The 24,107-nt window shown below is 43.1% G+C and carries 24 protein-coding genes; 18 read left to right on the top strand and 6 right to left on the bottom strand.

Going from position 1 to position 24,107, the window contains the following annotated elements:
• Positions 1-2 precede the first annotated feature (2 nt).
• The 13 genes from L1077_RS03055 to L1077_RS02995 all read left to right on the top strand — a co-directional run bounded on the left by L1077_RS03055 (position 3) and on the right by L1077_RS02995 (position 12,470).
• Positions 3-710, top strand: a complete 708-nt coding sequence (locus L1077_RS03055; RefSeq protein WP_237135550.1) for an SURF1 family protein — start codon at positions 3-5, stop codon at positions 708-710.
• Between the two features lie 4 nt (positions 711-714).
• Entirely contained in the window at positions 715-1,188 is a 474-nt protein-coding gene (locus L1077_RS03050) for a transmembrane cytochrome oxidase associated protein (RefSeq protein ID WP_237135549.1), read from the top strand.
• Between the two features lie 9 nt (positions 1,189-1,197).
• The gene (locus L1077_RS03045) at positions 1,198-2,193 is read left to right on the top strand and encodes a COX15/CtaA family protein (RefSeq protein WP_237135548.1); all 996 of its coding nucleotides are present in this window, start codon (positions 1,198-1,200) and stop codon (positions 2,191-2,193) included.
• Positions 2,190-3,095: a heme o synthase gene (cyoE, locus tag L1077_RS03040; RefSeq protein ID WP_237135704.1), complete on the top strand. Its 906-nt coding sequence runs from the start codon at positions 2,190-2,192 to the stop codon at positions 3,093-3,095. The genes L1077_RS03045 and cyoE overlap by 4 nt, the downstream gene beginning before the upstream one ends.
• The gene (locus tag L1077_RS03035; RefSeq protein ID WP_237135547.1) at positions 3,095-3,706 is read left to right on the top strand and encodes an SCO family protein; all 612 of its coding nucleotides are present in this window, start codon (positions 3,095-3,097) and stop codon (positions 3,704-3,706) included. The genes cyoE and L1077_RS03035 overlap by 1 nt, the downstream gene beginning before the upstream one ends.
• Before the next feature lie 121 nt (positions 3,707-3,827).
• The gene (locus tag L1077_RS03030; RefSeq protein WP_063361247.1) at positions 3,828-4,100 is read left to right on the top strand and encodes an STAS domain-containing protein; all 273 of its coding nucleotides are present in this window, start codon (positions 3,828-3,830) and stop codon (positions 4,098-4,100) included.
• A 9-nt stretch (positions 4,101-4,109) separates the two neighbouring features.
• Positions 4,110-4,472, top strand: a complete 363-nt coding sequence (locus L1077_RS03025; RefSeq protein ID WP_046355948.1) for a response regulator — start codon at positions 4,110-4,112, stop codon at positions 4,470-4,472.
• An 18-nt stretch (positions 4,473-4,490) separates the two neighbouring features.
• Entirely contained in the window at positions 4,491-6,632 is a 2,142-nt protein-coding gene (locus tag L1077_RS03020) for a chemotaxis protein CheA (RefSeq protein ID WP_237135546.1), read from the top strand.
• Positions 6,629-7,135: a chemotaxis protein CheW gene (locus L1077_RS03015; protein WP_237135545.1), complete on the top strand. Its 507-nt coding sequence runs from the start codon at positions 6,629-6,631 to the stop codon at positions 7,133-7,135. Before L1077_RS03020 ends, L1077_RS03015 begins: the two co-directional genes overlap by 4 nt.
• A gap of 12 nt (positions 7,136-7,147) precedes the next feature.
• A complete protein-coding gene (locus tag L1077_RS03010; RefSeq protein ID WP_237135544.1) occupies positions 7,148-9,877 on the top strand; it encodes a methyl-accepting chemotaxis protein in 2,730 nt (909 codons plus the stop codon).
• A 105-nt stretch (positions 9,878-9,982) separates the two neighbouring features.
• Complete coding sequence (locus L1077_RS03005) at positions 9,983-10,807, top strand: CheR family methyltransferase (RefSeq protein ID WP_237135543.1); 825 nt, start codon at positions 9,983-9,985, stop codon at positions 10,805-10,807.
• Positions 10,804-11,427, top strand: a complete 624-nt coding sequence (gene cheD / locus L1077_RS03000) for a chemoreceptor glutamine deamidase CheD (RefSeq protein ID WP_237135542.1) — start codon at positions 10,804-10,806, stop codon at positions 11,425-11,427. Before L1077_RS03005 ends, cheD begins: the two co-directional genes overlap by 4 nt.
• 11 nt (positions 11,428-11,438) lie before the next feature.
• Positions 11,439-12,470 carry a protein-glutamate methylesterase/protein-glutamine glutaminase gene (locus L1077_RS02995; RefSeq protein WP_237135541.1) on the top strand — a complete coding sequence of 344 codons (1,032 nt, stop codon included), beginning with the start codon at positions 11,439-11,441 and terminating at the stop codon, positions 12,468-12,470.
• 4 nt (positions 12,471-12,474) lie between these two features.
• On the opposite strand, the gene L1077_RS02990 is transcribed toward L1077_RS02995, so the two are convergent.
• Entirely contained in the window at positions 12,475-13,521 is a 1,047-nt protein-coding gene (locus tag L1077_RS02990; RefSeq protein ID WP_237135540.1) for a polysaccharide deacetylase family protein, read from the bottom strand.
• On the opposite strand from L1077_RS02990, the gene dinF reads away from it, so the two are divergent.
• Positions 13,486-14,817, top strand: coding sequence for an MATE family efflux transporter DinF (gene dinF, locus L1077_RS02985; protein WP_440589533.1), 1,332 nt, complete (start codon positions 13,486-13,488; stop codon positions 14,815-14,817). The genes L1077_RS02990 and dinF overlap by 36 nt on opposite strands.
• Here dinF and L1077_RS02980 read toward each other — a convergent pair.
• Together L1077_RS02980 and nfuA are read right to left on the bottom strand one after the other, a co-directional pair.
• Positions 14,762-15,037, bottom strand: a complete 276-nt coding sequence (locus L1077_RS02980; RefSeq protein ID WP_237135539.1) for a hypothetical protein — start codon at positions 15,035-15,037, stop codon at positions 14,762-14,764. The genes dinF and L1077_RS02980 overlap by 56 nt on opposite strands.
• A 9-nt stretch (positions 15,038-15,046) precedes the next feature.
• A complete protein-coding gene (gene nfuA, locus L1077_RS02975) occupies positions 15,047-15,622 on the bottom strand; it encodes a Fe-S biogenesis protein NfuA (protein WP_063361239.1) in 576 nt (191 codons plus the stop codon).
• Between the two features lie 145 nt (positions 15,623-15,767).
• On the opposite strand from nfuA, the gene L1077_RS02970 reads away from it, so the two are divergent.
• Positions 15,768-18,299: a M14 metallopeptidase family protein gene (locus tag L1077_RS02970; RefSeq protein ID WP_237135538.1), complete on the top strand. Its 2,532-nt coding sequence runs from the start codon at positions 15,768-15,770 to the stop codon at positions 18,297-18,299.
• On the opposite strand, the gene L1077_RS02965 is transcribed toward L1077_RS02970, so the two are convergent.
• Positions 18,296-18,973, bottom strand: a complete 678-nt coding sequence (locus tag L1077_RS02965; RefSeq protein ID WP_237135537.1) for a ComF family protein — start codon at positions 18,971-18,973, stop codon at positions 18,296-18,298. The genes L1077_RS02970 and L1077_RS02965 overlap by 4 nt on opposite strands.
• 57 nt (positions 18,974-19,030) lie before the next feature.
• Between L1077_RS02965 and bioH the strand changes: the two genes are divergently transcribed.
• The 3 genes from bioH to L1077_RS02950 all read left to right on the top strand — a co-directional run bounded on the left by bioH (position 19,031) and on the right by L1077_RS02950 (position 21,091).
• Positions 19,031-19,768, top strand: coding sequence for a pimeloyl-ACP methyl ester esterase BioH (gene bioH, locus L1077_RS02960; protein WP_237135536.1), 738 nt, complete (start codon positions 19,031-19,033; stop codon positions 19,766-19,768).
• A gap of 103 nt (positions 19,769-19,871) precedes the next feature.
• Positions 19,872-20,180 carry a hypothetical protein gene (locus L1077_RS02955; protein WP_237135535.1) on the top strand — a complete coding sequence of 103 codons (309 nt, stop codon included), beginning with the start codon at positions 19,872-19,874 and terminating at the stop codon, positions 20,178-20,180.
• A 2-nt stretch (positions 20,181-20,182) separates the two neighbouring features.
• The gene (locus tag L1077_RS02950; protein ID WP_237135534.1) at positions 20,183-21,091 is read left to right on the top strand and encodes a putative metalloprotease CJM1_0395 family protein; all 909 of its coding nucleotides are present in this window, start codon (positions 20,183-20,185) and stop codon (positions 21,089-21,091) included.
• Positions 21,092-21,147: 56 nt separating this feature from the next.
• Here L1077_RS02950 and L1077_RS02945 read toward each other — a convergent pair whose 3' ends face one another.
• Positions 21,148-23,481, bottom strand: a complete 2,334-nt coding sequence (locus L1077_RS02945; RefSeq protein WP_237135533.1) for a Tex family protein — start codon at positions 23,479-23,481, stop codon at positions 21,148-21,150.
• Between the two features lie 85 nt (positions 23,482-23,566).
• Complete coding sequence (gene greB, locus L1077_RS02940) at positions 23,567-24,040, bottom strand: transcription elongation factor GreB (protein ID WP_237135532.1); 474 nt, start codon at positions 24,038-24,040, stop codon at positions 23,567-23,569.
• Between the last annotated feature and the right edge of the window lie 67 nt (positions 24,041-24,107).

Raw genomic sequence — 24,107 nt, 5'->3', positions numbered from 1 at the left:
ACGTGTTTAATAAAAAGACTAGTACAGTTGTGGTCATTTTTGCAGTCACTATCGTGATGTCTGTTTGTTTCAGGTTATCTTATTGGCAATGGCAGCGGGCAGGCGACAAGCAAGTACAGCTCTCAATGTTGTCTGAGCGCTTTAATAATAAGGTGCTTGGAGATTTTGAAAGCACTGACAACTGGCAGGGAGCAAAGGTAGATGTAAAAGGTAAGTTGGTGCCAGGCCAGTGGTGGTTACTGGACAATCAAATTCTGCACGGTCAAGTGGGTTATGATTTGATTGCTTTGTTCGAGGCTGACAATAATGACACGCTGTTTGTTATTAACCTTGGTTTTGTGCCAGCTGGCGACAGTCGAAGTCAGTTACCGGTAATTGCATTGCCGGTCAATGAAATTGAAGTCAATGTGCAGTTCAAAATAGGCGCTTGGTCGGGGTTTACTTTAGCAAATTCCCCTGATCAAAGTGCATATCATCATAATGTTTTGCAGTATTTGGAGCGGTCGTATTTTGAACGGGAATCAAAGTTGCCGATTTCATCGCAGTTATTGATAGCCAAGCAAGGTGTTATTCAAGGGGTAACACCACACTATAAAGCTGTGGTAATGAGCCCTGATAAACATCGCGCCTACGCATTGCAATGGCTGTTGATTGGTTTATCTGCAGGTGTGATTGCTTACTTTGCCACCAGAAAAAGTCTAAGGATTTAAGCGTATGAATAAAACACTTGGGTTGTTTATTGGCTGCTTTATTTTACCTGTGATCATGGCAATAACCGTACTTAAATTAGATTTTAAGCCAGGTTCAACGACGAACAATGGTAGCTTTTTAAAGCAAGATGTTTGGCTGCCTGTTATACCTGAAGGCAAGCTATGGAGTATCGTTTTAAATGTGCCTAATGGGTGCTTGGCTGCATGCGATGTACAAAAAGGCAATGTTGAAAACTTAGATGTTGCACTGGGTAAGCACCGTAGCAAGGTGGCTATCGTGCTTGTTGGAGATGGTGAGCAGCCAGTCGCTCAAACCATACAAGAAAAGCTCATGCCCGCCGCGTTTTATTTAGTGGATAAACATGGCCTAGTGGTTTTGGAATACCCCTATGAATCTGATCCTGAAGCAAATAGATTGGTGCTCAAAGGGCTATTGAAGGACATGAAAAAACTCTTAAATTATGCTCGTTCTCAGTAAGGAGGCGATATGTCTACTGTACTTCAACGAACTATCACGTTTGCGTGTATGCTGGCCATTTGTGTGGTGGTACTCGGTGCTTATACGCGGTTGAGCAATGCAGGGCTGGGTTGTCCAGATTGGCCTGGATGTTATGGTTTTTTAACTGTGCCCAATGAAGTACACGAAATTACTGCTGCACAGCTAAAATTTCCAAGTAGTCAGATTGAACCACGTAAAGCTTGGATTGAAATGATCCATCGGTACTTTGCTGGGAGTTTAGCTTTAGTTGTCGTGTTGTTGTTTGCAGTCATCATACGTTCTAAGGCGCAACATGCCCCAAAGGTCTTGGCGAGCACTTTGGTATTGATGATTGGTGTGCAGGCCTTACTTGGTATGTGGACAGTCACTATGAATTTGCAGCCATTTGTTGTGATGGGGCATTTACTGGGGGGCTTCACCGTATTGTCTCTGTTGACCTTACTGTATTTACGAGCGGCACCACCATCTGTTGAATATGAAGCTCAGGCATCTACTTGTTTAAAGGTGGGGGTGGTCTGTACAGGTATTTTGGTATTACAAATTGCGTTAGGTGGTTGGTTGGCTGCGAATTATGCAGCACCACATTGCACGGGGTTACCGCTTTGTTCAAATAGCGAGCTCTTCTCATGGTCAAGCTTACTTGAGCTGCCAAAGCCGTCAAGCACCTATGAATATGGTGTATTACCATTTGAAACGCGTTTATCAATCCATTTGATGCACCGTATATGGGCCAGTGTGACATTGTTGGCATTGGTTGCAATGGCGGTTTTTGTTCATTTCAAAATATCTCAGCCTATTATTCGCAAAGCAGTTAATCAAGTTGCCACATTGGTGCTTTTTCAGGTTGCTGTTGGGGGGATAATTGTGTATTTCAAATTCCCAATTTTACTGACGCTATTTCATAATTTAATGGCTGCTCTATTGTTATTGGCACTTGTCAGAGCCTGTTTTTTACTCTCTCGAGCGAGGCAGATATGGGTATGAATGTAGAGTTAGCAAAATATACACATGCATTCGAAGGCATATCAAAATATATTCAACCCTACTTAAATATATGTAAGCCCAAAGTTGTTTTAATGCTGGTGCTTACTGCGTGGGTTGGCATTATGTTAGCCCCTGAATCAGGCCGCAGTATATGGCTACAGCTAGGTGCTTTATTTGGGATCGGCCTAGTGTCGGCCTCTGCGGCAGCCATCAATCATATTTTAGACCGAGCAAGAGATAAACATATGGTACGTACTCGGCATCGACCTCTAGTGCAGGAGCAGCTGAGTGTGCCGCAAGCTTATATATTTGCTTTTGTCATTGGCATAGTAGGCAGTGTGCTGCTAGTGGTATACAGCAATTTCTTATGTACTTTTTTAACTGTATTGGCGCTGTTTGGCTACGCAGTTGTGTATACGGTTTTCCTAAAACGCTCCACTCCCCAAAATATAGTGATTGGTGGTTTAGCGGGGGCAATGCCGCCGCTGCTGGGCTGGGTGAGTGAAACAAGCACGATGAGTGCTGAACCTTGGTTACTGGTGATGATCATTTTTACCTGGACCCCGCCCCATTTTTGGGCGCTTGCTATCGCCAGAAAACAAGATTATGAACGTGCTAATGTGCCTATGTTACCCGTAACACATGGTGTTTATTTTACAAAACTATGCATGCTCGTTTATACCGTTTTATTAACTTTGGTGTGTATATTGCCATATTTAATTAATATGTCAGGAGTATTTTATCTTGCTATTTCATGCTTTTTAAATGCCCGTTTTTTGCAAAAAGTGACACTTTTGTATTTTGAATCAAAGTCGGAGTCGGCGATGCAAGTTTTTCGTTTTTCAATCAGTTATTTATTGCTACTCTTCTGTGCATTATTTATTGATAAGTTGCTGTTCTGATGCGCTTACTTTTATTGGTCTTATTATCATCTGCAATATTGTCGTGCTCGCAACCCAAACAAGTTTCCGAATTGACGGTGGTATATCCGAGCCCCAAATTATTAAAGCCCTTTGAGTTGAAAGATCAAAATAATCAGGTTGTGACAAATGAGCACCTAATAGGGCAGTGGAATTTACTATTTTTGGGTTACACCAGCTGTCCGGATATCTGTCCTATGACGTTGGCAAAGCTGACGCATATTAATAAGAAAATCAGTGAGTTTGAAAATACTCAGGTGTGGTTTGTGTCCGTTGACCCACATCGAGATACACCGACGCAACGCAAAGACTATATTGGATATTTTGATGATAGCTTCTTAGCTGTGACACATGACCATCAGCACTTATTCCCTTTCGTCAGAGATATAGGATTAATTTATGCTATTAATGAGGCACAAGAGACGGAATATTATGTGGACCACAGTGCATCCATTGCTTTGATAAACCCCAGTGGTGAGTTGACCGCAATCTTTAAACCTGAATTCAAAAAAGGTCATGTGCCGACAGTAAATATCGAGTATATCATTGCGGATTTTGAAATCATTTCCAATACCAGTAAATCACGCCTATAGTGGTGTGTACTTGTTTCTAAGTTAATAATATTTTTATTTCTTTTGCCTAAATTTTGGCAATTTTATCATCAACGTCTAATCTAATCTTATCTATAACTTTTACAGGGAATGTGCCAAGCACATGATTAAACTTCCTTCTGAGTTAGCCATCAATAAAGTCGAAGAACTCTATCAGTCGTTCGTTCAAGAATTAGAGTCGGGGCAACCAATATGCATTGATATTAACGATGTTTCTAAGGTTGATACAGCTTCGGTCCAAATGTTGTGTGCGTTGCAAAAAAGGCTCATGAACTTTGATCAAAAAATAACTTGGCACGGTGATAGTCCTATCTTGTTTGAGTCTGTAGAACAACTTGGTTTAACCGAAATTTTATCCTTTAGCAGTAAGATTTAAGAGGTCAATATGAAAAAGATTTTAGCTGTGGATGATTCTGCTTCAATGAGACAAATGGTTGGCTTTACTCTTAAAAAAGCAGGGTTTGACGTCACAGAAGCAAAGGATGGTAGTGAAGCATTAAATTTGGCAAAGCAACAAGGTTTTGATGCTGTGATATCTGATGTAAACATGCCAGTGATGGATGGGATCACGTTAATAAGGGAGTTACGCAGCTTACCAAACTATAAGTTTACCCCGCTACTGATGTTAACGACAGAATCAGGACTTGATAAAAAAAGTGAAGGTAAAGCTGCAGGTGCAACAGGCTGGATTGTAAAGCCTTTTAATCCGGATCAATTATTAGCTGTATTGAAGAAAGTCATTCGCTAGTACCAACGAGGTATAGGCATGAGTATAGATTTAAGCCAGTTTTTTGATGTGTTCTTTGAGGAGAGCTTTGAGGGTCTTGACGCGATGGAAGCTGAGCTTCTAAATCTTGAGCCTGGCAAAGAAGACTCTGAGACCATTAATACCATCTTCAGAGCGGCGCATTCGATTAAAGGTGGCAGCGGCACATTTGGATTTGTGTCAGTGTCAGATTTCACACATGTACTCGAAACGTTACTTGACCAAATTAGAGATGGACAGAGGACGCTGACCGCAGAGCATGTGAATTTACTTTTAAAGTCGGTTGACTGTGTTCGTGGATTATTAGGAGCTTTGCAAGCTGAAGAAGAGCCAGATTTAAGCGAGTCAAATGAGCTCAAAGCACGATTTGAAGCAATACTCGGTGGGGAATCGGCAGAGGAAGCTGAGGGGGAACCGCAAGAAGATACTACACAAGCGCTACAAAGCACGACCTACCAAATAGATTTTAAACCAGAGCCACATCTATTCAAAACGGGTAACGAGCCACTTTACATGTTTTCTGAGTTGGCCGAGTTGGGCCAGCTGGAAGTGACAGCGTTCCATGATGGGATCCCTGACTTTTTAGAGTTTGACCCTGAAGACTGCTTTTTACACTGGCGGTTCTTTTTAACAACCAGTAAGCCTGAACAAGCCATTTCTGAAATATTTGAATGGGTTGAAGATGATGCAGATATAAAAATTGAAGCATGCGGTGGGTTATTTGAAGATGATACAAATGCGGCAGCGGAAATAGATATATCAGAGGCTGCTGATTTATCTGAACCAGGTTCTGTCACTGAAGCATCAACGCCTGAAATAAAAGCTGAACCTGCACCTAAAGCAGACGAAAATATTGCAGCAGTACAGAAAAAGGTTGAGTCAGCGAAAAACACTAAAAAGTCAGCAGACTCTACCGCGACTTCTATTCGTGTTGGTATAGACAAGGTCGACTCTTTAATCAATATGGTTGGGGAGCTGGTGATCACTCAGGCGATGCTTAGCCAGATAGGCGACCAAGAAATTACCGAATCGAGTATTGCAGCGCTTCAAGAGGGGTTAACACAGCTTGCCCATAATACGCGCGATTTACAAGAAAATGTCATGCGTATTCGCATGTTGCCTATCAGCTTTGTGTTTAGTCGTTTTCCTCGTTTGGTTCGAGATACCTCGCAAAAGCTTAATAAACAAGTCGAATTAAAGTTGGTTGGTGAGCAAACCGAGCTAGATAAAACGGTGATGGAGAAACTGTCAGACCCGATGGTGCACTTGGTGCGAAATTCATTAGATCACGGATTGGAGACGCCAGAAGAACGTATCGCCAACGGTAAAGACCCCGTTGGCACAGTGACTTTGAATGCGTTTCATCAAGGCGGCAATATTGTGATTGAAATCATGGATGATGGCAAAGGCCTAGATACGGAAAAAATACGCAGTAAAGCCATTGCAAATGGCCTGATCAGCGAGGCGGATGAACTCAGTGTAGAAGAGGTGAATGAGCTGATATTTATGCCTGGATTTTCCACTGCTGATAGCGTAAGCGATATCTCTGGTCGCGGCGTCGGTATGGACGTGGTGCGAAGAAATATTCAGGCGTTAAACGGCTCTGTGGAGGTCACGTCAAAGCAGGGAGTGGGATCAACATTTACAATTAGGTTGCCGCTGACTTTGGCAATTTTAGATGGCCAACTGGTTCAAGTTGCGACCCATACTTATATTATTCCGCTTATTTCTATTGTTGAGTCATTGCAAATTGATATCTCTAAAGTGAGTAAAGTTGGTAAAGGTTTAGAAGTACTGAGATTGCGTGACGAGTATATTCCGATTTTACGACTGTACGATATTTTTAGTCACCAAGGCGCACGTGAAGAGTTAGATAAAACATTGTTGGTTGTGGTTGAAAGCGATAACTACAAAATTGGCCTTCTGGTTGATGATTTACTGGCTCAACAGCAAGTAGTAATTAAGAGTTTGGAAGCAAATTATCAAAAGGTCGATGGGATTTCAGGAGCGACTATTTTAGGCGATGGGACGGTATCGTTAATTATTGATATTAGTGGGCTCATTAAGCTTAGCGGGCTACGTCGACCTGGCTCGACGGAATTGCTGGTTGACTTGAAAGGTGAGGAGGCAGAGCCAGTATGATTGATCAAGTCGAGGTAAATCAGCAGCTCATGTTTGATGGTGAGTCAGATGAAAAGCAGTTTTTGACCTTTATGATGCACGATGAAGAATACGGCATGGATATTTTAGCTGTTCAGGAAATCCGTGGTTGGGAGCCTGTTACCACAATTCCCAATTCACCGAACTTTGTAAGAGGGGCGATGAATTTACGCGGCACGATTGTACCAATTATTGATTTAAGGATGCGTTTTGGGATCAGCGCAATCGAGTATGGGCCGCTTACCGTTGTCATCGTGGTCTCTGTGCAAATTAAAGATCAACAAAAAATTATGGGGCTAGTCGTGGACGCTGTATCTGATGTGTACAGCATTGCAGAAGAAAAAGCCAAAGATGTGCCTGATTTTCAGGACTCAGATAATGCTTATTTTGTGCATGGCTTAGTCAATGTAGGGCAAAAAATGGTTGTGCTTTTAAATCTAGAAAAGGTTCTAGATTTGAGTGATAAAAGTGGACTCAAAGGCTAATTGGGGGTCGAAATGAGCGAACAGAGTATCCAAAGCAGTATTAATAACAAGATTTTGGTAGCTGGTATAATTCTGGTTATTAGTGTCATTGTTGGTGCTCAGCTAGGACAAGCTGAATCAGAGCAAATTAGGATGGTAGCATTTACTATTCCATTGCTGGGTAGTGCGGCAGCTCTGGTATTTTTAAAATTGGGTTTGTCGTCAGTAGTTGGGAAATTTGCAGTGGTTTATTCTGCACTTCCTTTTATGACGGTAAGTAACCGAGAACAGTTTGAGCAGCTTGATTTATCAGATTTCCCTCAGCTTTATAGAATGTTATCAACGGTTGAAAGCCACGAAGATGAGCATGAAGACGACCACACTGAAAGCTTGCTACTTGCCTTGAAAGGTTGCCAAGCGAATATCATGGTGGCCGATGGCGATTTAAACATCGTCTATATGAACGATTCGGTTACTGCCATGTTGAGACAAAATGAGCACCAACTTCGTAGAGATCTACCTAGCTTTAATGTCGCAACGACGATTGGTACTAATATAGATATGTTTCACGCTAATCCAAGTCATCAACGGAACCTATTGGCCAACTTACGTGAGGTGTATAAAACGCAAATAACTGTCTCTGGGCTCACCTTTGATTTAATAGCAACACCTGTTTTTAACAAAAATAATGAGCGTATTGCGACCTTGGTAGAATGGAAAGATTTAACAGAGCAATTGGCTTTGGAGCAAAAGCAACAAAGAGAAGCTGCGAATAATGCGCGTATTTCCAGTGCCTTAAATGTATGTCAGGCCAATGTGATGCTGGCGGATGATGATTGCAATATTGTGTATGCTAACGAATCTGTGATTCGTATGTTGAGAAAAAATCAGACACAGCTACAAGAGGCGCTTCCTAGATTTAATGTCGACACATTGATTGGGCAAAATATCGATATATTCCATGTAAACCCGAGTCATCAAAGAAACCTATTGAGCAATATGACGGAGACTTTTGAGACAGACATTGAAGTTGCAGGCTTTACTTTTGGCTTGATAGCAACGCCTGTGCAAGACAGCAGTGGTAAGCGTCTTGGTACTGTGGTTGAGTGGGAAGATAAAACGGAACGTTTAGCGAAAGAGCAAGAAGAACGAAAGACTGCCAATGAAAACCTCCGTGTACGTCGTGCATTAGATAACGTGGCAACCAATACCATGATAGCTGACGGTCATTTTAATATTGTTTATATGAATGATGCCGTGACTTCAATGATGAAAAATGCAGAGCGTGATATACGTCAGGACTTACCTAATTTTGACAGTGCTAAGTTGATGGGCGAAAACATCGATGTTTTCCATAAAAATCCTGCTCATCAGCGGCGTATGGTGACAAATTTAACCGAGACTTATAAGACTGAAATTAAGGTTGGTGGTCGCACCTTCGGCTTGGTGGCAAATCCCATTATAGGCACCGACGGTGAGCGTATTGGCACTGTGGTTGAGTGGGAAGATAGAACGGATGAAGTTGCCATCGAGTCTGAGGTGAACGAGCTTGTAGAGTCTGCCCGTGATGGCAATTTAGCGGTGCGCCTGAATGAAAATAATAAGCAAGGATTTTACCTTCGATTGGCTCAAGGTCTCAATGGTTTAGTGTCTCTTGTGGATGATGCTGTGTCTGATACGGTGAATATGCTCGACGCACTTGCTAATGGTGATTTGACACAAAGAATTAATGCTGATTATAACGGTGCATTCGACAAATTAAAGCAAGACGCGAATACAACAGCAGATAAGCTCACTGAAGTACTTAATAGGATTAGTTCATCTGCGGCTATGGTTGCCAGTGGTGCTGAAGAGATTTCTCAAGGTAATGCGGATTTAAGTCAGCGAACAGAAGAGCAGGCGTCATCCCTTGAAGAAACCGCTTCGAGTATGGAAGAGATGACCAGTACGGTTAGACAAAATGCAGACAATGCCAAAGTGGCTAACGAACTGGCTGCGGAGACCAGTGAAAAGGCGGTAACAGGTGGTGAGGTAGTAAACAGAGCCGTTGCGAGTATGTCTGAAATTAACGAGTCGAGTAAAAAGATTGCCGATATTATTAGTGTCATCGATGAAATTGCATTTCAAACGAATTTACTTGCTTTGAATGCCGCAGTGGAAGCTGCTCGGGCTGGCGAGCAAGGGCGTGGTTTCGCAGTCGTGGCTGGCGAAGTGAGGAACTTAGCGCAGCGCTCAGCAGGTGCAGCAAAAGAAATTAAAGATTTGATTAGAGACAGTGTGGGCAAGGTTGAAGACGGTACACTACTGGTGAATGAGTCTGGTGCGACTTTGAAAGAGATTGTTGCTGCGGTGAAACGTGTTACGGAAATGATATCCGATATTGCAGAGGCCTCCGAAGAGCAGAGCTCAGGCATTGAACAAGTTAATAAAGCCGTGTCGCAAATGGATGAAATGACTCAGCAAAATGCGGCATTGGTCGAACAAGCTTCAGCGGCCGGAGAGTCTATGGCTGAGCAAGCGAACGATATGAGAAGGCTATTGAACTTCTTCAATGTGGGTGATTCTTCAGCGTCAAGCTCGTCGACACCGCTTAGCAATGTGCAGCCAGAGAGATTGACGACGTCTCAAAGGCCTACGGTACAGAATGGCCAAAGTCGGCAGTTGAATAATACATCTGCCAATGTCACGGCGGATATTTCCCAAAGAGTCCCCGAGCCTGCAAACCGTTTTGCAGATGACTCAGAAGAGTGGGAAGAGTTTTAATCTTAGCAGGTATATTAGACTAGCCTCTAAGCTCTGCGAGGCAGTCTTAAATCGGCGGTATGTATTCGGCTGCTGTTAATCACACTATTTAAGCTTAATGAGTATATGAAAGAGTTCCCATTTACTGATACGGATTTTCAAAAGGTCTCTGAAAAAGTGTATAGCGCATGTGGCATTGTATTGGGGCCGCATAAGAGAGAGATGGTTTATTCACGCTTAGCAAGACGGATAAGGGCAAATGGTCTGAGCTCGTTTGAAGATTATTTAGCATTCTTAGATAACAGTAGTGAGCAGGAGTTTAGTCACTTCATTAATGCGATCACAACGAATCTCACTTCTTTCTTTCGCGAGTCACATCATTTTGACTATTTGAAAGAGCACCTTATACCGCGTATCAAAGAAGAGAATAAATCGACGAAAAGGGTACGTTTTTGGTCAGCGGGTTGCTCAACAGGTGAGGAGCCTTACAGTATCGCGATGACGGTTGCTGGCGAGTTTCCATCGGATTGGGATGTCAAGGTGTTAGCCACTGACCTTGATTCAAATGTGCTAAAAAAGGCGGCCGAAGGTGTTTATAGCAGTCAGTCTGTCACAGGACTTGATGATGACCATTTGAGAAAGTGGTTTTTAAAAAGCAGTGATGGCAGTCAGTATCGAGTAAAAGAGCAACTTAAAAGCTTTATCTACTTTAAGCGACTAAATTTACTTGAACCCTGGCCAATGCGAGGTCCATTTGATTTGATATTTTGTAGAAATGTACTGATCTATTTTGATAAAGAGACAAAAGATACGCTATTTGACGGCTACCATAGAATGCTAGAGGCATCGCACGGTCACCTATTTATTGGTCATTCAGAAACCATGAGTAAAGAGCGTAGGGATTTTAAGAATTTAGGCAAAACCATGTACAAGAGGGTAGATGCATCATGAACCACTTTAGGCCAGTCATAAGCGGTTTTGAGCACGTAAAGCGCTTTTGGGATGCTGGGCGCAGCACGGTTGTAGCTAAGGTCTTACCGGGTGAGTTTTATGTCTCAAAAAATGATGAATTGATTTCTACAGTGCTAGGCTCTTGCATCGCTGCATGTATATACGATGAAAAGCTTGGGATCGGTGGAATGAACCACTTTATGCTGCCAGGTGCTCAAAAGATGAAAGACATAACCAATGTACATTCTGATGATTTTAATTGTCGTTATGGCAATTGGGCTATGGAGTTCTTAATTAACGAAGTACTTAAAAATGGCGCAAGCCGCGCCAATTTGAAGGTGAAGTTATTTGGTGGTGGTAAAATTATCAGTGCCATGACAGACATAGGTGTTGGTAATATTCGTTTTGCTCAGGCATATGTGGAAGAAGAAAACCTTGAGTTGGTCTCCCATGATGTCGGTGGGCCTTGGCCGAGAAAGGTTGTATTTCACCCCCAGTCGGGTACTGCAAAAGTCAAAAAGCTGAGACAGGTACATAATGATACGATTGAGAAACGTGAGGTTAAGTACCTACATGATATCGAGGCACAAGATGCTAAAACCGATATCGAGCTATTTTAGAGTAATACGCCATGATAAAGGTTTTGATAGTAGACGACTCCCCCTTACTCAGAGCTGTTCTAAAGGCTGTGCTAGAGCAAGCAGGAGACATTGAGGTCGTTGGAGCAGCCAAAGACCCTTATGAAGCGAGGGATATGATAAAGGTATTGCAACCCGATGTACTGACGCTGGATATAGAAATGCCGAAAATGAACGGTTTGAGTTTTCTTAAAAATCTCATGCGGTTACGGCCAATGCCCGTTGTGATGTTGTCTACACTCACCCAAAAAGGCTCTCCCGAGACACTTGAAGCGCTAGAGGTTGGTGCGGTTGATTTTATCGCTAAACCTATGTCGAATGTGGCTGAGCAGCTAGAAGCTTATGCAGATGTACTATATCAAAAAATACGCACAGCCAGTCGGGCTAGAGTGCGTCCATTTAAAGCGGATAAGCACCTGGGCACAAAGCCTGCTATCGCCTCAGATGCAAAATATCAAGCCCGCAGTGTGATGGCTATTGGTGCTTCAACGGGTGGGACTGAGGCGCTACGAGAGGTTTTAACGAAGTTACCAAGTAACAGCCCGCCAGTGGTGGTGACGCAACATATTCCACCGGTATTTAGCGCTTCTTTTGCGATGCGCATGGATAAGTGCTGTGAAGTGAGCGTGAAAGAAGCACAAGAAGGTGATGAACTAGGTATAGGCAAAGTATTTATTGCTCCAGGAGATAAGCATTTATTAATTGTTCAAAAGGGCACTAAGTTAGTTTGCCAGCTTAGTGATGGCGAGAAAGTAAATCGTCACAAACCGGCCGTTGATGTCTTGTTTGATTCGCTCATCCCGATTGCAAAAAACGTCCATGCTGCACTATTAACTGGTATGGGATCTGATGGTGCACAGGGCCTTTTGCGGTTAAAAGATGCCGGAGCAAGTACCTTTGCACAGGATGAAGCATCATGTGTAGTATGGGGTATGCCCCGTGCGGCAGTTGAGTTAGATGCCGCGAGCAAAGTGGTCTCGCTGGATGCCATGGCAAAAGCGTTACTCCACTCTGCTAGCCGCTAGTATATTACTTCTCTTGTACTACCCAAGGTTGAGAAAACCAATGAAAACGGCCTTTGTGCGTTTTTGAAGGAGCGGTACAGTTATATCGGGAACGCCCGTTTGGTAACGGCTCAGGTGTGGTCACCGTGACTTGGTGTTTTGTAGTCCAAGTTAATGTTGCTCTACCAATACCAGATACAAAGCATGCCAATTGGCCCTGGCTAAAGTCCATACTGTTAAACGACAAAGTAAATGATGGCTTTCGCTCTGTTGTGACGGAGTTGGTGTAAGTCAGCTTGTCAATGTCGAATGGGATCGAGTTAATTTTTACTTTGAGTGTCTTTAAATTGCTATAAATGCCAGAAGAGGGGAATCTCGGTACTCGGGTGAAATCTGTTGTTGGGCCCACGGCCCCTGAATGCTGACCTATGCCAATGAGGCCTAACTCCTTAACAAGCGTCTGCAATGCACTATCAAATTCACCATAGGGATAAGCAATATATGGGTAATTGTGCCCAATTTCTTCATTGATCCGTTGTTGAGACCAAGTAAGGTCATGTCTTATACGTTTTTCCCATTGCAGTTCAGTTTCACCTTCTTTGCGTAAGTGCAGGTAGTCATGCTTGGCGCTGTGATTCGCGATGATGGCGCCGCGTTTTGATAGGGTTCTTAGTTCATCCCATGTCATGACATAGCTTTGCCTTTCGTCAATTAACTGTGGATTGACAAAGATAGTATAAGGAAAGTTATAAGCTTCTAATAATGGTGCAGCGGCTTCGATATTATTGTCATAGCCATCATCAAAAGTGATTGCAACCGTATTCACAGGCAGAGACTTACCTTGTTGTAAATGCTCAATGAATTTATCAAGAGCAATGACGTTGTAATTGCCCTTTTTCAAAAACTCTAAGTGGGTTTTGAATGTGTCCTCACTGACACTCGTCACTGGTGGCAGTTTCTCACTGACATGATGATATTGTAATATAGTCGCACTGTGTGCTTGAGCACTGACTAAACCAACAAATAGAATTAAATTATGAAGCTTTTTCATTACCTGCGTACACCTTATCATATTCCACTACTTACTCTCGCAGCGCCGATGATCTTATCAAATATTTCGGTGCCCCTGTTAGGATTAGTTGATACGGCTGTTATTGGACATTTAAGTCATGCTCATTACTTAGCGGGTATTGCATTGGGCTCGGGCAGCATTGCTTTACTATTTTGGTTAGCCAGCTTTTTGCGTATGAGTACCACAGGTGAAATCGCACAGGCTTTTGGTGAGCAAAATCAAGCGCGTTCATATCAGTCCTTATTGGCCAGTTTGGCGATCGCAATGCTATTTGCGTTGACCTTAGTTGCATCCTCTCCATTTTTACTCGACATGATTGAGCGTTTGGCAAAACCAAGTGTGGAGGTGATGGAGCAAGCATCATTATACTTTTCAATTCGTATATACAGTGCACCAGCGGCCATGATGAATTTGGTCTTGTTGGGCTTTATGCTCGGGCTGCAATATGGCAAAGGGCCTTTTTATATTGTGTTATTTACGAATTTGGTGAATATCAGCTTAGATTTACTGTTTGTCATCGGGTTTGAATGGGGTGTAGCCGGCGCGGCTTGGGCGTCGGTGATTGCAGATTACAGTGCTTTAATGTTGGCGTTTTACTTAACCGCTGCATTACTCAAAAGAAAGGGGTGGACATTTACTTGGCTAATGCCCAATCGGGCGCACTTGCTGCATTTACTTACACTCAACAAAGATATTTTTATTCGCTCTTTGGTATTGCAGCTGTGCTTTAGCTTTATGACTTTTTATGGTGCGCGATTAGGAGAGAATACATTAGCCGCCAATGCTGTCTTACTCAACTTTTTAATGTTGGTTAGCTTTGCAATGGATGGTATTGCGTACGCGGTAGAGGCCAAAGTTGGCCAAGCCAAAGGAGCAAAAGATGTTGAAAAGCTCAAAGCTTGGGTCGCTGTAAGTACGCTATGGGGGGGCCTTTTTGCTTTGTTGTATTGTTTTGTATTTGCACTATTTGGACCAAGTATTATTGGCATGCTTACCACAATCCCAAGTGTGGTCGAAACAGCTTTAATTTACTTACCTTGGCTGATTATATTGCCATTGATAGCGATGAGTTGCTTTTTATTTGATGGTGTTTTTGTCGGGTTAACTAGAGCACGTGAAATGCGCAATAGCATGATATTTTCGGCGCTATTTGGGTTTTTCTTACCAGTATTTTTATTGTTAGATCATGGCAACCATGCACTTTGGTTGGCCATGACCTGTTTTATGGCACTGCGCGGTATTACTTTGATTTACCGTTATCGAAAGCTCGACGCGCAGAATTCCTTGCTGAAATAACTTGCGAGAAGCGATTTGCAAAGATCCCAAGGTACCCATAACCTGCGATACCTAACGCTGGGAAAAGCACCGCAAGACCCGCAATGCGCCAACTTGGATCATGGTAATAACTCAATGCGAACAGACCCATCGCGATTATAAAAATACCAATACCCGTAAAAAAGAATTTTAAACTGCGCTTGGGATTGGAGCCCAAGCGGTAAATATACTGCGTAAACATGCTGGTGGTTTAGTAGTAAGAGTGGTCACCACGTGCGTGCTCAGTGATATCGCGCACACCTGTGATTTCGTCAAACTTGGCAATCATTTCTTTTTCAATGCCTTCTTTTAGGGTGACATCGATCATCGAGCAGCCATTACATCCGCCTCCAAACTGCAGGACAGCAATGCCTTCTTCTGTTATCTCAACTAAGCTCACTTGACCGCCATGGTTTGCTAATTGCGGATTAACGTCAGTGACAAGCATATGTTCAACACGCTCTGCCAGTGATGCATCATCTTTAAGCTTTTTCGCTTTAGCGTTAGGCGCTTTTAGGGTGAGTTGGCTGCCCATTTTATCAGTAACAAAATCGATTTCTGCTTCTTCTAAGAAAGGCGCACTCTCTGCATCAACAATGGCGTCAAAACCATTGAAGTTGAAGCGCATATCGCTTTCTTCTACAGCATCTGCAGGACAGTAAGATACACCACACTCAGCTTGTGCTGTGCCTGGGTTTACAACAAATACACGGATACTCGTGCCATCGGCTTGATCGCTAAGTAGCTTAGCAAAATGGGTTTGGGCTGATTCAGAAATTGTGATCATAATCTGGCTATACTTGACTAATTTACTCGGTTACTTCCTATGATACTCCCCTCATCCGGTTGTAGCTAGTGTTGGGCGTAAAAATTTGCTGTGAATTAATGCAACTTGGTAGCGTATACGCCTGCGTTATAAAGATGGAATTGATATGAGAGTATTTGTGTTATTACTGGCTTTTTTAGTCTTTCAAAGTCAGGCCAAGCCGATCAGCTATTATTTCTCACCTGAGATAGAGTTTGATCAAAGCATCAGTAAACCGAGCGATGTGTTGGGCTATGAGGTGGGGGAGTGGCATGTGCGTCATGATCAGCTAGTTAATTACATGCACCGATTAGCTGAGCAAAGCCCAAGGCTGAGCATAACTACGGTAGGTTACAGCCATGAAAAAAGACCTTTATTGCTCTTAAGTGCAACAAGCACCGAACAGCAAAGGTCATTAGAGTCGATTAGGCAGGCGCGCCTTGCCTATCTAAAAGGCGATACCAAATTACATGAAGGCCCCAATGTGATCTGGATGGGGTATAGCGTACATGGCAATGAGTCATCGGGAAGCAATGCGGCGTTATTAGTCGCTTATTACCTAGCTGCGGCACAAGGTGAGGTAATTGAAACGCTATTGGAGAATAATATTATTCTGATTGATCCTGCGATGAATCCCGATGGGCTAGCCCGTTTTGCACATTGGGCGAATAGCCATCGTGGACAAATATTATCAGCAGATCCCGCACATCGAGAGCATGTTGAAGCATGGCCTTCTGCAAGGACGAATCACTATTGGTTTGATTTAAATCGAGACTGGTTATTGTTACAGCATCCAGAGTCGCGCGCTCGCGTTGAGCAATTTCACCGCTGGAAGCCAACGGTATTAACCGACTTTCATGAGATGGGCACTAACAGTAGCTATTTTTTCCAACCAGGGATCCCATCACGTACGCACCCAATTACACCTGAAAAAAATCAACAGCTTACTAATAAATTGGCGACCTATCATGCAAAGATATTGGATAACGACAAGCAGCTATATTTTACCCAAGAAAGCTTTGATGATTTCTATATTGGAAAAGGATCCACTTATCCAGATGTAAATGGGACAGTGGGCATTTTATTTGAACAAGCCAGTAGCCGAGGTCATGTACAAGAATCAATTAATGGTGATTTGTACTTTCATCGCACGATTAAAAATCAATTGCTGACCACGCTATCAACATTTCAAGGCGTTAATGCCCATAGAACTGAATTGATGCACTACCAGAGAAGCTTCTTTGACAGTATTTCGGAGTTAGCGAGTAAGGAAAAATATAAAGGGTTTGTGGTTGCAAAAGGTCAAGATATTTACCGTTTTGAGCAGTTTTCCAAACTGTTAAAACGTCACCAAGTAGATGCATATCCGCTCACTAAATCACTTAAAGTGGGGGAGTCAAATTATCAAATAGGGGATTTATATATTCCACTTAAGCAGCCTCAGCTGCGATTTATACAGGCTGCATTTTCGACGCAAACCAGTTTTGAAGATAATACATTCTATGACGTATCAGGCTGGACGTTACCCTATGCTTTTGATTTAGACTTTACGCCCGTGACAAGCAGTTGGGGGTTAAAATATACCGATACGCCTTGGTCTTTTTCTCCGAATTTCACACACTCTTTGAGATCTGAAGGCGCATATGCATATGGTATTGAATGGCACCATTACTTAGCCCCGAAGCTAGCGAATCTACTATTGAAAGAAGGTATTGTAATCAGAGGCGCGCTTAAGTCTTTTTCTGCACAAACTTCTCAAGGAGAACATACCTTTGACGCTGGCAGTGTGGTGATCCCCACGGGCTTGCAAACTGTACAAAACTGGCGCAATACAGTGTATACGTTAGCAGATAGTTTGGGTATTCAGCTGTTTTCTATACGTACTGGACTGACCGCGCAAGGGATTGATTTAGGGTCAAGGTTCATGGCACCACTTAAGCAACCTAAGGTTTTATTAGTGGGTGGGAAGGGAACAAGTCAATATGAAGTTGGAGAAGTTTGGTATCACTTAGACAGGCATCTCAGTATTGCCCCAACCATTATTGAGCAAGCTCGAATTGGGCAGCTTGATCTTTCTCGCTATACTCATCTGATTTTGGCTGATGGCCGGTATGATACCCTTAATAAGCAAGCTAAAAGTGCCATACACGCATGGGCTAAGAAAGGTGGCGTGATATGGGGTCATAAACGCGGCGCAAAATGGTTGATTGAACAGCAGCTACTCCACACTGAAACGGTATCGACAAAAGAAATGAAATCACTGTTTAAATCGGATGAGTTGCCGTATTCAGAACGTGAAACATTAGCGGCAAAGCAGCGTATTGCAGGTGCGATTTATGATACACAGATTGATTTGTCACACCCATTGGCATTTGGCTTTGAAGACAATCGCTTACCTGTATTTAAAAATAGTACTTGGGTAATGAAGCATCACAATAAGCCATTTACGAATGTGGTAAAATACACACCCAGCCCCTTATTGTCTGGATACACAGATGAAAGAAATCGTGCTCAAATAGCGGGAAGTAGCGCGTTGATTGCGCAGCGTTATGGTCAAGGAGCTGTCATTGCTATGACAGATAACCCAGTGTTTCGTGGCTATTGGTATGGCTCTAGCCGTTTGCTAAGTAACGCTTTGTTTTTTGGTGGTAGTTTTTAAAGCTCAGTAAGGCAGGTGGCACAAGCCCAGACGGATTGTGCCCCTGCAGATTTGCACAGTGCAGCCACAGCGTTCATCGTTGCGCCACTGGTAATGACATCATCAATGAGTAAAATCCGTTTGTGTTCGATATGTCCAGTGAGATAGAAAGCACTTTTTGCATTATGTTGCCTGGCACTTTTTGATAAGAGTACGTGTGAACGACGAGTTTTTTTTGCAATGATGTTGAGTATTGGCAGTTGCTGGTGGCGAAGTTGATACGCCCATGTTTGATAAACTTGGTTATACCCTCTATTTAATAATCGTGTTGAGGCCAATGGCACTATGACGCAGGCGTCTGCATCGATGTGCTCCTTCAGGTTCAGGTGTGTCCATTGTCTGTTTATGATGTGTCTTATCGTCATCATGGCTTGGCGATTGTGGTGATATTTTATCTGTTTTAACCAAGTAGCGAGATGTCCTTGGTACCAACCACAGGCACTGAGCCCGTCACAATTAGGTAGATTAAACATTCTGTTTATATCAGGACGAAGTAGCAAGTTTTGATCGCCCTCCTGAATCAAGGGCAGTGTGCTGTAACACGTGTGGCAAATACCTGTATGCTCGATATAGGCTTGGCAAGTTGCACATGTGGCAGGCAATAAGCTTTTTCTGAGTGAGTGAATAAGTGACATTGCTTTCATTCCTTGAAACGCTATCATAGCGCTAATTTTGGCTTGAGGCGTGAAGATATGCAAAGAGAAATTGTGCTGTTACATGGTTGGGGAATGAATAAAGAAGTTTGGCAGCTTATAGAGGCACAGCTCAGTGACGCCCTTAATATGCCAGTGTCAGCACTGAATTTACCTGGGTTTGGTGGCGAACCCATGGGAATGTCACATTATAATCTTGAAACGCTTGTAGAATCAGTCGTAGCGAAGGTTCAACCGAACAGCATTATTGTGGGCTGGTCGTTAGGTGGTTTGGTAGCCACTAAACTGGCGGCAAGTTACCCAGAAAAAGTGGCACATTTAATCTTGGTGGCATCTAACGTTCAATTTTGCGAAACCGATGTGTGGCCAGGCATTAAAGCTCAAGTGTTAGAGCAGTTTAAAGCACAATTGGCAAAAGATAGTCGTAAAACCATTGAGCGCTTTCTAGCGATTCAAGCTATGGGCAGTGAGCATGCTAAAGTCGATATTAAGCAGATCAAAACTTTGTTGCTACAAGCGCCTGAACCTGAAGATAGCGCTTTGAGTGCGGGGCTAGATATTTTACAAAATACGAACTTAGCCGCTGAATTTACTCAGCTTAAATGTCCTGTAAATGGCATCTTTGGCCGTTTGGACGCGCTAGTGCCAAAAGACGTTGCAGAGGCTTTAGGACAATTGAACTCTAATTTTAGCTATGAGATCTTGCCTAAAGCATCTCATGCGCCATTTATTTCTCATCGTGATGAATTTATTACTTACCTAAAATCAGTCCTTTAAAATAGAACAGGCCAATAGGCGGCAATTTTTTGCCGCCCACTCTTTATTTTGAGCATAATATGAGCAATAATTAGGTAAGTGAAAAAGTAACTTGGAGTCTATTATGCCTATTGGAGACGTGCTAAACGCAGGCGTTGAAGGTTTTAATCGTGCTCAACAGAATATAGAGCGTGCTTCTGCTGATATCAATCGCGCAACACTTGATGAGCAAAGTGATGACCAGCTGGCGCAACAAAGGCAGTTACAAGCAGCGCGCCCTGAAGAAGCGGTGACAGCACCAGTTTCTCAACCGCCTAGGATTGATGAATCACTGGTTGCGTTAAAAGTAGAAGAGTTTAACGCAAAAGCGAACACACAAACGATACAAACTGCTGATGAAGTGTTGGGAACTTTGGTTGATATTAAAGTGTAAACATGAACATCGTCACGCCACAACCGGCGGTATCTCTTAACACTGCAAACGTCTATACAGAAACTGCTAGACGAGACAACCAGCTGCGCGAAGTGATCCCCAAGCCCGCAGCTGTTACCCCTCCTGCAACCGAAAATAAATCGCTACAAGACAACGATAAATCCCGTTTAAACGATGGAGAGTCGCAAGAGACTTACGACGCTAACGGGCAGCTCAAAGACAGCAAAACAATACAAGAACGCGGTGAAGAAAAAGGCGGAGAGCAGCAAAGTAAATCAGAGTCTGATGATGAACCATCAGAACGTGAGCAGGCGCAGCAAGAGCAGGACGAGCAGCAGTTAAAAGAACTTAAAGATCGCGATAGAGAAGTGAGGCTTCATGAGCAAGCACACGCTCGGGTAGGCGGTCAGTATGCTGGCTCTCCAAGTTATGATTATCAGCGTGGTCCAGACGGTAATAATTACGCGGTAGGTGGACAGGTGATGATAGATGTTGCACCTGTTGAAGGGGATCCACAACAAACTATTGAGAAAATGCAAACGGTAAGAGCGGCGGCACTTGCACCCGCTGAGCCATCGGGTGCTGACCGAGCTATCGCGGCGGATGCAACCTCGAAAATAGCAACAGCGCAAGCTGAATTGGCAAAACAGTCTATTAGCGGGTCGGAAAATGAAGGCTCATCAAGTGGTGTTCAGAAATTTCAAAACCGCCGGCTAACTGAAGAAGGTATTGCGCAATCTGAACAGCCGACACTGGAGCGTGCTCGGTTAAAACAAGAAGCGGATCCATTTGCGGTCGCATTGCCTATTGAGCGAGACCCAGAAATAGAATCGAGGGCGCTGAGAATCGAAGGATTTTATGGTCAGATTGCTAAACCTGAAAAAGAAGCACAATTATCAGTATCAGTTTAAAAATAAGTGGTATTGAAAAAGGAAGGGAAACCTTCCTTTTTTAGTTTGTAGCTAAATTATTTTTTCAATTTAGCAAAAGCCTCCGCAAAAGCATTACCCATAGCTGCATTGCCTTGGTCGCGACGATTACCTTTTTGGTTATCTCTACGCTCAGGTTTACGGCCGTGATTCTGCCCTGATTTTTGCTGAGGTTTATTTTTATGCGCATCAGTATTGGATGGGGTTGCGTCATTTAAGCGCATTGTAAAACTAATGCGTTTTCTGTCTGCATCGACCTCAATGACCTTAACCTTAACGATGTCGCCCGCTTTGACAATTTCTCTTGGATCAGAGATAAATTTATCTGTGATGGCTGAAATATGCACAAGACCATCTTGGTGAACGCCTACATCAACAAATGCGCCAAAGTTGGCAACATTTGATACTACACCTTCTAAAACCATGCCGACTTTTAAATCAGATATTTTTTCAACACCCGCTTTAAATTGCGCTGTTTTAAACTCAGGACGTGGATCTCGTCCTGGTTTATCTAGCTCTGAAATGATATCTGTCACGGTAGGTAAACCAAATTTTTCGTCCACATAATCGCTAGGAGAGAGCTTTTTCAATACATCGCTATTGCCGATTAGGCTTTGTAACTCAAGGGCATTTGATTTAGAGATCTGTTTTACAACTGGGTAGGCTTCTGGGTGAACCGCAGAGGCATCTAGTGGATCGTCGCCATCGTTGATACGTAAGAATCCAGCTGCTTGCTCAAATGCTTTAGGGCCTAAGCGCTCTACTTTTTTGAGCTGCTTTCGGTTGGCGAATGATCCGTTGCTATCACGATATTTGACAATATTACTTGCTAGCGTTTTATTTAATCCTGAAACGCGTGTAAGCAAAGGAACAGAAGCAGTATTGACGTCAACACCGACTGAGTTTACGCAGTCTTCAACCACAGCCGTCAAAGCTTGGCCTAATTGGCTTTGCGATACATCATGCTGGTATTGGCCTACACCAATCGACTTTGGTTCAATCTTAACCAACTCTGCAAGCGGGTCTTGCAAACGTCTCGCAATGGACACCGCGCCACGTAATGATACATCTAAATCTGGAAATTCATTGGCGGCAAATTCTGATGCTGAATAGACTGAGGCGCCCGCTTCACTGACCATGATTTTAGTTAAATTGAGATCGGATGCTGCTTTTTGTACTTCAGAAGCCAGTTTGTCTGTTTCACGAGATGCAGTTCCATTACCGATAGCAATTAGCTGTACTTTATGTTGTCTTGATAATTGCTCAATGGTGCGTATTGACTTATCCCAATGATTTTGTGGTGCATGAGGGTAGATAGTCGTGGTCGCAAGTAGTTTGCCTGTTGCATCTACGATAGCAATTTTACAGCCTGTTCTTAGGCCAGGGTCAATGCCCATAGTCACTTTTGGCCCTGCAGGCGCAGCCATGAGTAAATCTTTTAAGTTTTTGGCAAAAACGTCGATGGCACCGTTTTCTGCTTTCTCTCTTAACGTGCCTAAAAATTCGTTTTCTAAATGTAAAGAGAGTTTAACTTTCCACGCCCATTGGACAACGACCATAAGCCATTCGCTGGCAGGTGCGCCTTGCACAACTAAGCCATAATTATCGGCGATCATTTGTGCACAAAACTGTTGGTGATCTTCCGCTTGGGGCTCTGGATTAATGGCGAGCTGTAGAATACCTTCGTTTCTTGCTCTGAGCATTGCAAGTGCACGATGTGAAGGCACTTTAGAAAGTAACTCATTGTGCTCAAAATAGTCTCTATATTTGCTACCGTTATCTTCTTGGCCTTTGATAACTCGGCTTTGTAGCTGCGCACTCTCACTGATGTGTGCTCTAAACTTTGCGAGTAGCTTGGCATCCTCAGCAAATCGTTCCATCAAAATGAATTTGGCGCCATCGAGTACGCTTTTTACTTCAGCAAAGCCCGCATCTGTATTTATGAAGTCTTCAGCAACCAATTCTGGCGTTAGGTTAGGATCTTTAAATAGCATATCTGCTAAAGGCTCAATACCAGCCTCGATTGCTATCTGGCCCTTTGTGCGTCGTTTGGGCTTGTAAGGCAGGTAGAGATCCTCAAGCTCAGTTTTACTGCTGGCTTGGGCAATATCATTTGCCAGCTGAGAGGACAGCTTACCTTGCTCTTCAATTGTTTTGGTTATGAATGCACGTCTTTCTTCTAATTCTCTCAAATATGAAAGGCGTTGTTCCAATAAACGTAATTGTGAGTCATCTAAGCCACCGGTGACTTCTTTACGGTAACGTGCGATAAAGGGAACTGTTGCGCCCTCATCTAACAATGTGGTGGCTGCCAGCACTTGCTGTTCTGAGGCATTTAGCTCATGGGCTAAACGAGCTGAGATGTTGCTCATGCAAAATCCTTATAAAGTTCAATTAGCTACGCTAACAAATCAATTAAGCGTGGGGGTGAATCATACCATATTAGTGAGCATTTTATCAGGCTTGATATTCAATTCTATTGATATACCACTGAGCGTCACCTTGTGGCGTCTTTACCATAAAATCATCATCAACAGATTTACCGAGCAATGCTCTAGCCATTGGAGAATCAATAGAAATATAGTCATTACGTTCGTAAATTTCATCTGGACCGACGATTCTGAAGTACTTTGTTTCACCATCGTCATTTTCTATTTCAACCCAAGCGCCAAAGTAGACTTTGCCAGCTTGCTGTGGGTTATACTCAATGACTTTTAAATCGGGCAGGCGTTTACGTAAATACCTGACTCGGCGGTCTATTTGTCGCAATAAACGTTTGTTAAAAGTGTAATCTGCGTTTTCCGAGCGATCGCCAAGGCTTGCAGCCCAATTGACAATTTTTGTAATTTCAGGACGTTTTTCAAACCAAAGATGATCGTGCTCTTGCTGTAGCTTGCGATATCCTTCTGGTGTAATTAAGTTCGTTTTCATAATGTACTATATTAAAAACCTACTAAAGGCGTGCTTGCTAAGTGTACTGTAACGTTCAGTAACAATC

The organism is Pseudoalteromonas luteoviolacea (genome assembly GCF_021654285.1).
GTDB lineage: Bacteria > Pseudomonadota > Gammaproteobacteria > Enterobacterales > Alteromonadaceae > Pseudoalteromonas > Pseudoalteromonas luteoviolacea_J.
Note: the sequence above shows the minus strand (reverse complement) of the source record. Positions and strands in the feature narration are given on the sequence as shown.

Bases quoted from the DNA above. Each gene is read 5' to 3' on its own strand.
- L1077_RS03050 (WP_237135549.1), top strand. From the start codon at position 715: ATGAATAAAACACTTGGGTTGTTTATTGGCTGCTTTATTTTACCTGTG.
- L1077_RS03045 (WP_237135548.1), top strand. From the start codon at position 1,198: ATGTCTACTGTACTTCAACGAACTATCACGTTTGCGTGTATGCTGGCC.
- cyoE (WP_237135704.1), top strand. From the start codon at position 2,190: ATGAATGTAGAGTTAGCAAAATATACACATGCATTCGAAGGCATATCA.
- L1077_RS03035 (WP_237135547.1), top strand. From the start codon at position 3,095: ATGCGCTTACTTTTATTGGTCTTATTATCATCTGCAATATTGTCGTGC.
- L1077_RS03030 (WP_063361247.1), top strand. From the start codon at position 3,828: ATGATTAAACTTCCTTCTGAGTTAGCCATCAATAAAGTCGAAGAACTC.
- L1077_RS03025 (WP_046355948.1), top strand. From the start codon at position 4,110: ATGAAAAAGATTTTAGCTGTGGATGATTCTGCTTCAATGAGACAAATG.
- L1077_RS03020 (WP_237135546.1), top strand. From the start codon at position 4,491: ATGAGTATAGATTTAAGCCAGTTTTTTGATGTGTTCTTTGAGGAGAGC.
- L1077_RS03015 (WP_237135545.1), top strand. From the start codon at position 6,629: ATGATTGATCAAGTCGAGGTAAATCAGCAGCTCATGTTTGATGGTGAG.
- L1077_RS03010 (WP_237135544.1), top strand. From the start codon at position 7,148: ATGAGCGAACAGAGTATCCAAAGCAGTATTAATAACAAGATTTTGGTA.
- L1077_RS03005 (WP_237135543.1), top strand. From the start codon at position 9,983: ATGAAAGAGTTCCCATTTACTGATACGGATTTTCAAAAGGTCTCTGAA.
- cheD (WP_237135542.1), top strand. From the start codon at position 10,804: ATGAACCACTTTAGGCCAGTCATAAGCGGTTTTGAGCACGTAAAGCGC.
- L1077_RS02995 (WP_237135541.1), top strand. From the start codon at position 11,439: ATGATAAAGGTTTTGATAGTAGACGACTCCCCCTTACTCAGAGCTGTT.
- dinF (WP_440589533.1), top strand. From the start codon at position 13,486: ATGAAGCTTTTTCATTACCTGCGTACACCTTATCATATTCCACTACTT.
- L1077_RS02990 (WP_237135540.1), bottom strand. From the start codon at position 13,521: ATGATAAGGTGTACGCAGGTAATGAAAAAGCTTCATAATTTAATTCTA.
- L1077_RS02980 (WP_237135539.1), bottom strand. From the start codon at position 15,037: ATGTTTACGCAGTATATTTACCGCTTGGGCTCCAATCCCAAGCGCAGT.
- nfuA (WP_063361239.1), bottom strand. From the start codon at position 15,622: ATGATCACAATTTCTGAATCAGCCCAAACCCATTTTGCTAAGCTACTT.
- L1077_RS02970 (WP_237135538.1), top strand. From the start codon at position 15,768: ATGAGAGTATTTGTGTTATTACTGGCTTTTTTAGTCTTTCAAAGTCAG.
- L1077_RS02965 (WP_237135537.1), bottom strand. From the start codon at position 18,973: ATGTCACTTATTCACTCACTCAGAAAAAGCTTATTGCCTGCCACATGT.
- bioH (WP_237135536.1), top strand. From the start codon at position 19,031: ATGCAAAGAGAAATTGTGCTGTTACATGGTTGGGGAATGAATAAAGAA.
- L1077_RS02955 (WP_237135535.1), top strand. From the start codon at position 19,872: ATGCCTATTGGAGACGTGCTAAACGCAGGCGTTGAAGGTTTTAATCGT.
- L1077_RS02950 (WP_237135534.1), top strand. From the start codon at position 20,183: ATGAACATCGTCACGCCACAACCGGCGGTATCTCTTAACACTGCAAAC.
- L1077_RS02945 (WP_237135533.1), bottom strand. From the start codon at position 23,481: ATGAGCAACATCTCAGCTCGTTTAGCCCATGAGCTAAATGCCTCAGAA.
- greB (WP_237135532.1), bottom strand. From the start codon at position 24,040: ATGAAAACGAACTTAATTACACCAGAAGGATATCGCAAGCTACAGCAA.